The organism is Paraburkholderia sp. EG286A (genome assembly GCF_040965375.1).
Lineage (GTDB): Bacteria > Pseudomonadota > Gammaproteobacteria > Burkholderiales > Burkholderiaceae > Paraburkholderia.
Window position 1 is genome coordinate 578370 of sequence record NZ_JBFRCB010000001.1, and the last position, 12896, is coordinate 591265.

Genomic DNA, 12896 nt, shown 5'->3' on the forward strand with positions numbered 1-12896 from the left:
TCAGCACACGGAGAACACGAACATGGACGACACCTTCAACTTCGACACGCTGGCCGTTCGCTCGGGCACGCTGCGCAGCGAGTTCAACGAACATTCGGAAGCGCTCTACCTCACGTCGAGCTTCTGTTTCGGCAGCGCCGCCGAAGCCGCCGAGCGCTTCAAGAACGCCGAAACCGCCTATACGTACGCGCGTTTCTCGAACCCGACCGTCACCATGTTCCAGGAGCGTCTCGCCACGCTCGAAGGCGGCGAGGCGTGCATGGCGACGGCTTCGGGCATGGCCGCGATCATGTCGGTGGTGATGGCCGCGCTGCAGGCGGGCGACCACATCGTCAGCTCGCAGAGCATTTTCGGCTCGACGCTCGCCATGTTCTCGCAGATCTTCAGCAAGTTCGGCATCGCGACCACCTTCGTCGATCCGACCGATCTCGAGGCGTGGCGGAACGCCGTGCGCCCCGAAACGAAGATGTTTTTCCTCGAGACGCCGTCGAACCCCTTAACCGAAGTTGCCGACATCGAAGCCGTGGGCAAGATCGCCCGGGCGGCGGGTGCGCTATTCGTGGTCGACAACTGCTTTTGCAGCCCGGCGCTTCAGCAGCCGCTCAAGTTCGGCGCGGACGTGGTGATGCATTCGGCCACCAAGTTCCTCGATGGCCAGGGCCGCGTGCTGGGCGGTGCGCTCGTGGGCTCGAAGGCGTTCATCATGGAGAAGGTGTTTCCGTTCGTGCGCACCGCGGGCCCGACGCTTTCCGCGTTCAACGCGTGGGTGCTGCTCAAGGGCATGGAAACGCTCTCGCTGCGTGTGGAGAAGCAGTCCGGCAATGCACTCGAAATCGCGCGCTGGCTGGAGACGCATCCGGCCATCGAGCGCGTTTTCTATCCGGGCCTCGAGTCGCATCCGCAGCATGCGCTCGCCATGCGGCAGCAGAAGCTGGGCGGCGCGATCGTCTCGTTCGAAGTGAAGGGCGACACGCCGGAGCAGCAGCGCGCGAATGCCTGGCGCGTGATCGACGGCACGAAGATCTGTTCGATCACCGGCAATCTCGGCGATACGCGCACGACCATCACGCACCCGGCCACGACGACGCACGGCCGTATCACGCCTGAAGCGCGTGCGGCGGCCGGCATCACCGAAGGGCTGATCCGCCTCGCCGTCGGCCTCGAAAACGCGCAGGACGTGCGCAACGATCTCGCGCGCGGACTCGATGCGGCGCGGTAAGCGGTTTTAAGCAGCGGTTGTATCATCGTGGGTCGGGCGCTGCCCGGCCCATTTCCTTTTTCTTTTCCCGTGAGTTCGCCATGCCCATCGTTCGTGCGTTGTTCGTCTATCCCGTGAAGTCGTGCGGCGCGATCGCGCTCGACGATGCACAGCTCGGCCTCAAGGGCATCGAGTGGGACCGCCACTGGATGGTCGCCGACGGGAACGGCCGCCTCGTCACACAGCGCCAGTACGCGGCCATGGCGCGCATCGTGCCCACGTTCGTCGAAGACGGCGTGCGCCTCACCATGGAAGGCATGGGCGCAGCGCTCCATCTGCCGTTCGCGCCGCGCGGCGGCGAGGCGCGCGTGCCGGCCTCGGTCTGGGACGACGATTTCGAGGCGCTCGACGAAGGCGATCACGCGGCGCAGTGGTTCACCCAGGCGATAGGCGCGCCGGTGCGTCTGCTGCGCTTCGCGCACGACGTGACGCGTCTCGCGAGCAGGAAGTGGACGAACGGCGAAGACGCGCCCACGCAATTCGCCGACGGCTTTCCGATTCTCGTGACGAGCGAGGCGTCGCTCGCGGAACTCAACGCGCGCCTCGCGGCGAAGGGCGCGCCGCCCGTGCCGATGGCGCGCTTTCGTCCGAACATCGTGGTCGGCGACATTGACGACGCATTCGAGGAAGACTTCATCGACACGCTCGCCATCGAATCGGCAACGGGCGGCGAGGAGATCGTGCTGCGTTTCGTGAAGCCCTGCGCGCGCTGCCCGATCACGACGATCGATCAGCTATCGGGCGAGCGCGACGCGCATTGGCCCACCGAACCGCTCGACACGCTGGCCGTATTTCGCGCCGATCCGCGCGTGGACGGCGGCCTCACGTTCGGCCAGAACGCGATGGTCGTGACGGGCGCGGGCAAGCACGTGACGGTGGGCGCACGCGCCGCATGGGAATACCGCTTCGACGAATGAGGCGCGGCTGCGCGCTCAGTGTGACGGCAGCGCGCGCCACTGGCCGGGCGCGAGCCCGAAGCGGCGCGTGAACGCGTGTGTGAACGCGCTCTGGTCGCCGAAGCCCACTTCGAGCGCGATGTCGGTGAGCGAGGTGCGCGGGTCGGCGAGCAGCGTGAGCGCCGTGTCGAGCCGTAGCCGCTGCAGGTAGCGATGCGGCGTCTCGCCGAACGCCTCGATAAAAAGCTGATGAAAGCGCCGCATGCCGAAGCCGCAGTGCGCGGCGAGATCGGCAATGCGCAGCGGCTGCGCGAGATGCGCGCGCAGCCAGCGGTCGATGGGCGCGAATTCCAGGCCGGCAGCCGCGCTGAATTCGGCGCTCGCTGCCACGCCGGTTTGTGCGATGAAGGCCGCGCACAGGCGCGCCGAGGCGTCCCAGTGAAAGCGGCGCGCGCGCAGGTCGGCGCTGTCGCGCGGCGGCGCGGCCGCGGCGGCGCGCTGCGCGATCTGGCTCACGAGCTGCGTGAGCGCGGGGTCGAGGCGCACGGCGCGCGCGGTGTCGAACAGCCGTTCGGGCACCGCGAGCGTGGCCGCGGGCAGGTCGAGCACGAGCTGGCGGTTATCGCCAATGCCCATGTAGTCGTGCCGCGCGCCCGCCGGAATGAGCCACGCGGAACCACTGTCGATGCGCTCGCCCCGGCCGTTCACGGTCATCTCCATCTCGCCGTCGAGCCCGAGCACGATCTGGTGAAAATCGTGCAGATCGGTTGCCTCGATCGCGCCGTAGCGGCGCAGTTCGACGCCGGGCGCGGTGACGGGAGTGTGGTGATGCGGATTCATGATGACCGGTTGCGATTGCAATTAAGGCGAGCGCCGTGACGCGTCAAGCGGGCGTCAGACGTCGAGCAGCTCGACTTCGAACACGAGCGTCGCGTTCGGCGGAATCACGCCGCCTGCGCCGCGCACGCCGTAGCCCAGTTGCGGCGGAATCGTCAGCTTGCGCACGCCGCCCACCTTCATGCCCTGCACGCCTTCGTCCCAGCCCTTGATGACCATGCCGCCGCCCAGCACGAAGGCGAACGGGTCGTTGCGGTCCTTGCTCGAATCGAACTTCTGGCCGTCCGTCAGCCAGCCGGTGTAGTGCACGCTGACGGTTTGGCCGGCCTTGGCTTCGGCGCCGGTGCCTTCGGTCAGGTCCTCGTACTTGAGGCCGGATTCGGTGGTCACGATAGACATGAAAAACTCCTGATTCGGATAGGTTGGACCCGTCATTGTAGGCGCTTTGCCGGGCCGGGCGGGCAGCGCCTTGTCGGGCACGCCGGTTGCTCGCTAGCCGCTGCCTATAATGGGGGACCGCTCGCCCGGCTTGTGGCGAAATACGAGGGATCAGATGTCGACTTCGCAAAACCGTACCGAGCGCACGGCGCGCTTGTGCGCCGAGGCAGCGCTGTTCATGCGCGACCACGTGCTCTCGCGCGTCTCGCATGATCTGCGCAGTCCGCTCAATGCAATCCATAGCTGGGCTTACGTGCTCGAACGCAAGATCGACAACGCCGACGCCTCCGCGCAACGCGCGCTGGGCGGCATTCGCACGGGCGTGGAGCAGCAGGTTCGGCTGCTCGAAACGCTCGTCGATACCACACGCGCCGAGACGCGCAAGCTGCGCATCGAGCGCGCGCCGTTCGCCGTCGCGGCACTGATCGGCGAGGCCGTGGACGACGCCCGCGCCGCGCTCGGCGATGCGCGCGGCGTGACGTTCGCCGTGCACGACTCGACAGGCGCGGCGACGCTCGACGGCGACCGCGAACGCATTGCGCAGGCGCTGTGGCTGATGCTGGTGTTCGCGGCGGAAACGAGTGCTCAGGGCGCCAGCGTGACGCTCGCGGCGAGCGCGAGCGCCACTGCCGCCCAACTCGAAGTGCAATGGCGCGCCACGCGTGCGGCGCTCACCGACGGCGCGCTGGCGCACGTGCTGGAACCGTTCGCGCGCGCCCAGGCGAGCGAGCAGCAGGAAGCGGGGCGCTACGCGTGGGTGCTGGCGCTGTGCCACCGCGTGGCCGAGGCGCATGGCGGACGCTTCGAGGCGCCGGCGCTCGTGGGCGAGGGCGAGGAGATGGTGCTGGTGCTGAATGTGCCGCTGAGCGGCGCGTGAGCGGGGTCGAGCCGGATTGCACGTGAACGGCTGCCGCGTGAGCGGCGGGCCGGATTGAGCCCGCCACACCTTTCATTCACCTTGCACCCTTATACTGAGCGCTTCGTCCCTCGGAGCCATGTGTCTTGATCCAGCTTCTCGCCCTCATCGGGGCGTTCCTGCTCGTTGCCCTCAACGGTTTCTTCGTCGCGGCCGAGTTCGGCCTCGTCAAGCTGCGCGCCACGCGCGTGCAGGCCCTCGCGCACCAGCACGGCCTGCGCGGCCGCCTGCTCGCCAAGGTTCACGGCCAGCTCGATGCCTATCTTTCCGCGTGCCAGCTCGGCATCACGCTCGCTTCGCTCGGCCTCGGCTGGATCGGCGAGCCGGCGTTCGCGCAGTTGCTCGCACCGGTATTCGAACTGCTCGGCGTGCAATCGGCCGATCTCGTGCACGCCATCTCGCTGGTGTTCGCGTTCACGGTCATTTCGTTCCTGCACATCGTGGTGGGCGAACTTGCGCCGAAGTCGCTCGCCATCCGCCAGGCCGAGAAGATTTCGCTGTGGACGGCCATGCCGCTCTACGGCTTCTACTGGACCATGTATCCCGCGATCTGGGTGCTCAATACGAGCGCGAACGCGGTGCTGCGTCTCGCGGGCCTGTCGTCGGAGCACGGCCACGACACGCACTATTCGACCGACGAACTCAAGCTGATCCTGCGCAGCCGCCGCGCCGCCGCCCAGGCCGAGGCGCATGACGCGACGCACGAGCCACGCGGCGCAAAGAGTGCGAACGGCGCGGTGCCGCTGCTCCCCGCACCCGCCGCGAACGCCTATAGCGCCGACGAATGGAACACGCTCGCCCATTCGCTCGACTTCTCGCGCCTCACGATTTCCGACCTCATGCGGCCGACGCACGAGATGGTGGGCCTGCGTCGCGACCTGTCGCTGCGCGAGAACATGCAGATCGTGGCGCGCCATCGTTTCAGCCGCTACCCGCTGTTCGAGGACGCCGCGGGCGAACGCGTGGCGGGCCTCATCCACCTGAAGGACCTGCTGCTCGCCCGCGAGGCGGGCAACGCCCTCAGCGATCTCGGCAAGTTCGTGCGCCCCGTGCAGTACGTGCGGCCCGACACGCCCGCGCTGGCACTGTTCCGCCGCTTTCGCAAGGGCGCGCCGCATTTCGCGCTGGTGGGCCACAAGAACGCCCGCCCGGTCGGCTTTCTCACGCTCGACAATCTGCTCGGCGCGCTCGTGGGCCAGATTCACGACGAGTTTCACCAGGCCGACACCGACTGGACCCGCATGGACGACGGCACGCTGATGGGCCGCGGCAGCCTGCCGGTGGTGTCGCTTGAGCAGGCGCTCGGCATCGATATCGACGAAGGGCGCGCGGAGTCGGTGGGCGGTCTCGTGATTCATGCGCTCAACGATCTGCCCACCGAAGGGCAGCGCGTGGAGTTCGACCGCTTCGACATCGTCGTGAAGAAAATGAAGGGGCCGCGCATCGTGCTCGTGCGCGTGTATCCGAAAGATCTCGAGGACGAGGGCGGCTGAGCGCGCCTTGCGCGTAGCCTAACTGCGCGTGAGTGTGGAGAGCACCGCTACGGGCATGGCGCCCAGGATGTCGCGCAGTGCGAGCGCGCCGCCTTCGCGCACCGTGTGCGTGGCGTCGCTGAGCCAGTCGTGCAGCGTGCCTTGCGCGCATCCTTTGGGCAATTCGACGGCCGTATCTTCCCAGCGTTCCGGGGCGACGAGCGGCGTGTCGCCATCCAGCAAGCCCGCCGCGAGGCGGGTGCCGATCACGACGGCCCACGCGTTGCCGTGATGGCGCGCGAACGCGATCACATGCGAGGCCTGCGCGCCGCTAGCCGTGAGCGGCAGATAGTCGCCTTCGCGCAGCAGTTCGGGCGCGCGCGAGCGCAGCGCGAGCAGGCGGTGCACGGTGGCCAGCTTCACCTGTGCATTGCGCCAGTCTTTCAGCTTCGCGGCGGGCGCCTGCTCATCGAGTGCGGCCGCGCGGGCGGCGTAATCGACGGGCCGCCGGTTATCCGGATCGACGAGACTGAAGTCCCATAGCTCGGTGCCCTGATAGAGGTCGGGCACGCCCGGCGAGGTCAGCCGCAGCACCGTCTGCAGCAGCGTATTGAGCGCCCCGGCGGGCGCCACGCGCGCGACGAATTCGGCCAGCGCCTGCAGGAAGCCGTCGCGCCGCTGCGGTGCGAGGATATCGAAGAGAAATGCCTGGCAGTCCGATTCGTAGGCCTCGTCGGGCGAGAGCCAGTTCGTGCGCAGCTTCGCTTCGCGCAACGCCTTGAGCAGCCACGTCGAGACGCGCTCCGCCAGCGCACGCACGCCCGCTTCGTCGCCCGGGTCCAGTTCGGGCGGCCAGCAGCCCACCAGCGTTTGATACAGCATCGCCTCGGCGGCCGGTCCCGGCGACCAGGCCGTGCCGGCCGTCCCGTCGTTGCGGCGATGCGTCTGGTTCAGCGTCGACCAGGCGCGCAGCGTGGCGCTCCAGTCGAGCGCAATCTCGCTCAACACGGCGAGCCGCGCGCGCACGTCCTCGCCGCGCTTGTGGTCGTGCGTGGCCGTGGCGAGCAGTCCATAAGGACGCCGCTGGCGCAGCCGGTTCGTCGCATGAAAGTCGTGGGGCGTGCGCGCGAAATCGTCGGGGTCTGCGCCCACTTCGTTACGCGAGAGCAGGCGGCCGTAGCGATAGAGCGCCGTGTCCTCCGTGGCCTTCGCCGCGAGCGGCGCGGTGAGCTGCGAGAACAGCGCGAGCGCCGTGCGTTGCGCGATGAGCGCGTGGCTGAGCGGCGTATTCGCCGGGTTGGCGCTCGCACTCGCACTCGCACCCGCGTTCGCGCCGGCTGGCGCGGCGCGTGGCGTCCTGGCGCCGCTGCCTCCACTGTTGCCGCCGCCGCCGCCGCTGCCGGCGCTGTTCGCGGCCGGTTCGGGCGTGCGCCCGCCTAGCCAGCCATCGACCAGGTCGAGCGCCGCGAGGCTCGCGCGTGGCAGTGCGCGTCGCGCGGCGTCGAGCGCAACATCGAAATAACGGTTGTCGAGCGCGCTGCGCAAGCCGTTCGCCGGATAGATCCGGTAGATCGGAAAGTACATGGCCAGATGCGCGGCCACGCGATGCACCGACGCATAGGTGGTGTCGCGCGTGCCGGGGAGTTCGCGCGCGATGCGGTGCAGCGCGCGCGTCACGTGGTCGAGTTCCGCGGGTAGATAGGCGGCCAGCATCTCGCGGCGCGCGTCGAGCGCGTAGGCCGCGAACGGCCGGTCGTCGCCGGAGATGGCGGCCCACGCTTCGGCAAGCGGCGCCGCGCCCGCGGGATCGTGCAGCAAGGCGCCCACGTCGTTCATGAAGTCGTAGCCGGTCGTGCCTTGCACGGACCAGTCGTCGCGCAGCGTTTCGCCTTGCGCGAGGATCTTCTCGACCACGATGAAGGGCGGCGTGGCGCGCAGCGCGGCGAGCCGCTGCCGCAGGCGCTCGCAGTACTCGCGCGGGTCCGCGAGCCCGTCGATATGGTCGATGCGCAGGCCGTCGATCACGCCGTCGGCGTAGAGGCGAAACACGAGCTTGTGCACGGCCTCGAACACGTCGTGACGTTCTACACGCACGCCAGCGAGCGCGGTGATGTCGAAGAAGCGCCGCCAATTGATCTCGTCGGTGGCGGTGCGCCACCACGCGAGCCGGAAGTGCTGGCGCTCCAGCAGGCGGTGCAGCCGCTCGCGCGGCACCGGGTCGCCGCTTGCATAGGATTCCAGAACGAAGTCGATGGGGTCCGTGCCGACCCGCTCGACGAACGCGCGCAGCGCGTCGCGCCCGGCGCTGGCGCGCGCCTGGTCGTCGGGCTGGGTCGTGAGGCCCTGAAACGGCCCGGCGAGCGTGTTGAGATCGGCGCGGTTCGCGGACTGCAGGAGCGTCGCGTAATCGGTCGGGCAGATCGGGCACACGTGCGGCCCGTACTGCACGTAAAAGCGCGCGGCGGCGGGGTCGAACTTCAGCTCGATGCGGGCCGCAGCGAGTTCTTCGCCGTACTGTGCGCCGAGAAACGGCATCAGTACCTTGCCGCGCAGGGCGGGGTCGGGCGAGTGCCAGTCCACGTCGAAGTGGCGCGCATACGCGCTGTGACGGCCCCATTCGAGGATGTCCAGCCACCAGGCGTTGTGGCCGCCGCCCACGCCCATGTGATTCGGCACGAAGTCGGCGATGATGCCCATGCCGCGCTCGTGCACTTTCGCGGCGAAGCGGCGCAGCGCGCCTTCGCCGCCCAGCTCCGCGCTCACCGTGCCGTAGTCGACGGTGTCGTAGCCGTGCATCGAGCCGGGCTGCGCGGTCGTGACGGGAGACAGGTAGAGATGGCTCACGCCGAGCGCGGCGAAGTAGTCGAGCTGCGCGAGCGCGTCGACGAACGTGAAGCCGTGATGGAGCTGCAGGCGCAGCGTCGCGCGAGGGTGTGTCATGGCGTCGGCTTCTTTTCGGTCGCACCTGGCGCCGAGCTGGCGGTTGGGTTGGCGTCGCTCGCGCCTGCACCGGCGCTCGGGTCGGCCTGCGTGCGCGCGACGGCCTCGCGTGCGCGTACGACGGCTTCGACACGCGCGGCGACGGCCGCATCGGCGAACAGCGTCTCGACGGGCAGCGGCAGGCGGCGGCGCCAGTTCGGATGCTCGTCGATCGAGCCGGGCAGATTCGGCTGGTCGGACAACGCGAGCAGGTCTTCGAGCGGGCAGGTGACGAGCGGGCTGCGCGTTGCCGCGATATAGGCGAGCGCGGCATTCACGGGCGGCTCGTCGGTGGGCGGCGGTTCGGTGGCGCGCGGCGCGAGCCCGCTGTGCTGGAGCGCATGCCAGAGCGCGACGCGATCCGTCGCGCGCCGCGCGTGGTCGAGCGCGACGGGGTCGCGCCCGTCGGCACGCGGCAGCGTCTGGCCGATGCGGTTGCGCCAGTCGATATCCGCGCCGCTCCACCAGCCCGCGACGGTCGGCAGATCGTGCGTGGTGGTCGTCGCGACGCCGTGCGGGTCCCAGCGCGCGGGCGCGAGAAAGCCCTTGCCGTCGTGCTCGAACCACAGTACGCGAATGCCATACAGCCCGTGCGCGGCGAGCCGCTCGCGCAGCCCTGGCGGCACGGTGCCGAGGTCTTCGCCGATCACGATCGCGCGATGCCGCCACGATTCGAGCGCGATGAGCCGCACGAGGTCGTCGAACGGATAGCGCAGATACGCGCCGTGGCGCGCGCTTTCGCCTTCGGGCACGAGCCAGAGCCTGCGCAGCCCGAGGATATGGTCGATGCGCACGCCGCCCGCATGGGCGAAGGCGGCGCGCAGCATGTCGATGAACGCGCGAAAGCCGTTGGTGTGCATGGCGCGCGGCGAGAACGTCGTGAGCCCCCAGCTTTGCCCGGCCTGGTTGAAGATGTCGGGCGGCGCGCCGACCGACACGCGTTGCAGCATGTCCTGCGGCAGCGACCATGCGTGCGAGCCGCCGCCGTCGCAGCCCACGGCGAGATCGGCGACGAGGCCGATCGCCATGCCGGCCTCGCGCGCGCGGCGCTGCGCGCCCGAGAGCCCAAGCGCCGCGAGCCATTGCAGGAAGCAGTGAAAGTCGACTTCGCGCCGGTGCTCCTGCGCGAACGTCGCCACATCGGCGCTGCGCGGGTCGCGCAGCGGTTCGGGCCAGTCGCGCCAGTGACGCTCGCCGCCGGGGCCATGCAGCATGGCTTCCTGCAGTGCCTCGAAACGCGCGTGGTCTTCGAGCGCCTCGCCGCCCTGCGCGCAGAACGCGGCGAAGGCGGCGGCACGCGGCGAGCCGCTCGCGCGCTCGTCGGCGTCGAAGCGCTCGAACAGCGCGCGCAGCACCTTGAGCTTGAGCGGCAACGCACGCTGCCAGTCCACGAGCGGCGCAGCTTCGAGTTCGCGCCAGGCGTCGAGCGCATTCGCGGCCACGCTCGCGTCGTGCGCGCCCTTGGCGCCGAATTCCGCGGCGGGGTCGATATGCGCGACATTGACCCACAGGCGCGACGACGGCGAATAGGGGCTGAAGTGGCCCGGCTCGGCGCTGAACATCGCATGGGTCGGGCTCACCGCGAGCGCCTGCGCGCCGCGCCGCGCGCTTTCCGCGGCAAGCGTGGCGAGCGCGGTGTAGTCGCCGATACCGCCGTCGCCGTTGCGTCGGAGTCCATACAATTGCGCGGCGAGGCCCCACAGCGGCGGCACCGCGCCGCTGTCGCCGTGCCGTGCGCGCCAGGCGTCGGCGACGGTATGGCAGTGCGGCGGCGCGACCGCAATCGTCAGGCGATGATCGTTGACGGTGAGCGTGTGGTAGCCCGGCTCCGCGAGCGGCGCGAGCAGCGCGCTCTCGCCGCGCGGCGAGGTGAAGCGGCCCTCGATATGCTCGCCGCTTTCGAGGTCGATCCGATAGTGGCTGCCCGCGCGTACGGCCGAAGGCGGCAGCTCGATCGCGCTGTCGTATTCGGCGGTGATGAGTGGCGGCAGTCGCCGCGTCGACTGTTCAGCGTTGAGCGCGGAGGTGCTCTGGCGGATTTGCGTGGCGTTGGCGCAAGGCAGGCCCGCGCACTCCAGCAAGGCAGCGAGCGTGCTGTCGGGCACGCGCTGCACGGTGCCGTGCGCGTCGGTCCATTCGACCTCGAAGCCCGCGCGGGCGGCAAGGGTCGCGAGCGTTTCGCCGCGGCGCGCCGTGCTCATGCGTTGGGCTCCTCGCGATGCACGACGCGCGCGTCGTGTTCGCTCGAATACTCGGGCACGTCGCCGGTGAGCCATGCAATGCACGCGCTCTCCGGCAACACGCCGTTGTCGGCATGGTCGCGCGCCCGCGGTGGCGTTTCGAAGATCACCATACCCTCGGGCCGTGGCTCGAGCAGCACGCCGTCGCGGCCCAGGTTCAGCGCGATCGTGAGCGTTTCGCCATCGTCGAGGCACCAGCGCGCGACGAGCGCGGCGAGGCCGTTCGCGGCGTCGTCGGCGAGCACGGTCGCGCCGAGCGCGCGTGCGTGGCGCAGGCGCGGCATCAGCAAATGCGCCCGCACGCACAGCGCCGACTTGTAGAAGTGCATCCATTCGAGCCGTTCGCCGTCGAGCGGCACATCGGCCAGCGGCGACGAATTCAGGAAGGTCTGCAGATCGTTCGGATCGGGAATGCGTGCGCGGCTCGCTTCGTCGTTGAACGCGCTGAATGCCTTGAATTCGCGGCGCCGGCCTTCACGCACTGCATCGGCGAGCTGGCCGGTGAAGGCGGTGAAGAACTGGAACGGCTGCGTCGAGCCGTATTCCTCTTCCATGAAGAGCAGTGGAATCTGCGGCGACAGTAGCAGCATTGCCGTGGCCGCGCGCAGGGCGTCGTCGTCGGCCAGCGTGCGCAGCCGGTCGCCGAGCGCGCGGTTGCCGATCTGGTCGTGGTTCTGCAGGAACATCACGAACGCGGTGGGCGGCAGGTGCGCGCTCGGTTCGCCGCGCGGCTTGCCCGCATGCACGGGCGACGGGTCGCCCTGGTACACGAAGCCTTCGCCGAGCACGCGCGCGAGCTTGCCGATGGGCGAATCCTTGAAGGCGCGATAGTAGCCTTCCGACTCGCCGGTCAGCAGCACGTGAAAGCAGTGATGCGCGTCGTCGTTCCATTGCGCGCTGAAATGCGATTCGAGCAGATTGGCTTCGTTGTGCTCGTTTTCGAGCACGAGGTGCACATGCCGCCCGGGCTCGACACGCGCCTTCACGTGGTCGGCCAGCTCGCGCAGCCAGTCGGTGTTGCCGATCGCGTGCGCGGCGTCGATGCGCAGACCGTCGAAGCGATATTCCGTGAGCCAGTAGAGTGCGTTGTCGCAGTAGAAGTCGCGCACTTCGAAGCGGTCGAAGTCGAGCGCTTCGCCCCACGGCGTCTTCACGTCCTGGCGGAAAAACGGCTTGGCGTAGAGGCCAAGCCAGTTCCCGTCGGGGCCGAAGTGGTTGTACACGACGTCGATGAACATCTGCAGCCCCAGCCCGTGCGCGGCATCGACGAGCGCTTTCAGTTCGTCAGGACTGCCATAGGCCGCGTGCGGCGCGTAAGGCAGCACGACGTCGTAGCCCCAGCCGCGCTCGCCCGGATAGTCGTTGAGCGGCATGAGTTCGACGGCCGTCACGCCGAGCGCCGCCAGCGCGGGCAGACGTTTCATTACACCCTGATAGCCGCCCAGCGCGCCCACGTGCAGCTCGTAGAGCACGGTCTCTTCCCAGGGGCGTCCTTGCCAGTGCGCGTGCTGCCAGGCGTACGCGCGCGGGTCGAGCACTTCGCTCGGCCCGTGCACGCCCTGCGGCTGGAAGCGCGATGCGGGGTCGGGTACGCGTTGCTGGCCGTCGAGGCAGTAGCGGTACAGCGTGCCCGGACCGCACGGCGCCTGTGCTTCGAACCAGCCGTTGCCGGTCGGCGTCATGTCGAGCGGCGGCGCGTCTCTCACGTTCTCGAACACGATCTGCACCGTTTGGCACGACGGCGCCCAGAAGCGAAAGCGCGTATGCGGTTGCGCGTGCGCCGCGCCGATCAGCTGCGCGCCGAACGGCAGGCAATGCATGTATTGGCGGGTGTGCGGATCGTGCGAAAGCGGGGACATG

Annotated in this window: 9 protein-coding genes; 4 read left to right on the top strand and 5 right to left on the bottom strand. The window is 69.1% G+C overall.

The genetic code is table 11. The features are described 5' to 3' along the window. The first annotated feature begins 22 nt into the window (after positions 1–22). Both AB4Y35_RS02640 and AB4Y35_RS02645 read left to right on the top strand, forming a co-directional pair. Entirely contained in the window at positions 23–1219 is a 1197-nt protein-coding gene (locus tag AB4Y35_RS02640; RefSeq protein ID WP_368703220.1) for an O-succinylhomoserine sulfhydrylase, read from the top strand. Positions 1220–1299: 80 nt separating this feature from the next. Beyond that, a complete protein-coding gene (locus AB4Y35_RS02645) occupies positions 1300–2175 on the top strand; it encodes an MOSC domain-containing protein (protein WP_368703221.1) in 876 nt (291 codons plus the stop codon). 15 nt (positions 2176–2190) lie between these two features. Here AB4Y35_RS02645 and AB4Y35_RS02650 read toward each other — a convergent pair whose 3' ends face one another. Both AB4Y35_RS02650 and AB4Y35_RS02655 read right to left on the bottom strand, forming a co-directional pair. Next, on the bottom strand, positions 2191–2994 hold the full coding sequence (locus AB4Y35_RS02650) for a helix-turn-helix domain-containing protein (protein ID WP_368703222.1): 804 nt from the start codon (positions 2992–2994) through the stop codon (positions 2191–2193). Between the two features lie 54 nt (positions 2995–3048). Then, positions 3049–3390, bottom strand: a complete 342-nt coding sequence (locus AB4Y35_RS02655) for an FKBP-type peptidyl-prolyl cis-trans isomerase (protein WP_028202932.1) — start codon at positions 3388–3390, stop codon at positions 3049–3051. 154 nt (positions 3391–3544) lie between these two features. On the opposite strand from AB4Y35_RS02655, the gene AB4Y35_RS02660 reads away from it, so the two are divergent. Both AB4Y35_RS02660 and AB4Y35_RS02665 read left to right on the top strand, forming a co-directional pair. Further along, positions 3545–4306 carry a HAMP domain-containing sensor histidine kinase gene (locus AB4Y35_RS02660; RefSeq protein WP_342918554.1) on the top strand — a complete coding sequence of 254 codons (762 nt, stop codon included), beginning with the start codon at positions 3545–3547 and terminating at the stop codon, positions 4304–4306. 125 nt (positions 4307–4431) lie between these two features. Next, on the top strand, positions 4432–5838 hold the full coding sequence (locus tag AB4Y35_RS02665; protein ID WP_368703223.1) for a hemolysin family protein: 1407 nt from the start codon (positions 4432–4434) through the stop codon (positions 5836–5838). Between the two features lie 18 nt (positions 5839–5856). On the opposite strand, the gene treY is transcribed toward AB4Y35_RS02665, so the two are convergent. From treY to treZ, 3 genes are read right to left on the bottom strand one after another with little or no spacing between them, the layout of a single operon-like run. Continuing rightward, a complete protein-coding gene (gene treY, locus AB4Y35_RS02670) occupies positions 5857–8757 on the bottom strand; it encodes a malto-oligosyltrehalose synthase (protein ID WP_368703224.1) in 2901 nt (966 codons plus the stop codon). Further along, a complete protein-coding gene (gene malQ / locus AB4Y35_RS02675) occupies positions 8754–10997 on the bottom strand; it encodes a 4-alpha-glucanotransferase (RefSeq protein WP_368703225.1) in 2244 nt (747 codons plus the stop codon). Before malQ ends, treY begins: the two co-directional genes overlap by 4 nt. Next, positions 10994–12895, bottom strand: coding sequence for a malto-oligosyltrehalose trehalohydrolase (treZ, locus tag AB4Y35_RS02680; RefSeq protein ID WP_368703226.1), 1902 nt, complete (start codon positions 12893–12895; stop codon positions 10994–10996). The genes malQ and treZ overlap by 4 nt, the downstream gene beginning before the upstream one ends. Position 12896 lies beyond the last annotated feature (1 nt).

What these genes read in the sequence shown, in the direction of transcription:
- AB4Y35_RS02660 (WP_342918554.1), top strand. Translation starts at nt 3,545, where the DNA reads ATGTCGACTTCGCAAAACCGTACCGAGCGCACGGCGCGCTTGTGCGCC.
- treZ (WP_368703226.1), bottom strand. Translation starts at nt 12,895, where the DNA reads ATGTCCCCGCTTTCGCACGATCCGCACACCCGCCAATACATGCATTGC.
- AB4Y35_RS02640 (WP_368703220.1), top strand. Translation starts at nt 23, where the DNA reads ATGGACGACACCTTCAACTTCGACACGCTGGCCGTTCGCTCGGGCACG.
- AB4Y35_RS02655 (WP_028202932.1), bottom strand. Translation starts at nt 3,390, where the DNA reads ATGTCTATCGTGACCACCGAATCCGGCCTCAAGTACGAGGACCTGACC.
- AB4Y35_RS02645 (WP_368703221.1), top strand. Translation starts at nt 1,300, where the DNA reads ATGCCCATCGTTCGTGCGTTGTTCGTCTATCCCGTGAAGTCGTGCGGC.
- malQ (WP_368703225.1), bottom strand. Translation starts at nt 10,997, where the DNA reads ATGAGCACGGCGCGCCGCGGCGAAACGCTCGCGACCCTTGCCGCCCGC.
- AB4Y35_RS02650 (WP_368703222.1), bottom strand. Translation starts at nt 2,994, where the DNA reads ATGAATCCGCATCACCACACTCCCGTCACCGCGCCCGGCGTCGAACTG.
- treY (WP_368703224.1), bottom strand. Translation starts at nt 8,757, where the DNA reads ATGACACACCCTCGCGCGACGCTGCGCCTGCAGCTCCATCACGGCTTC.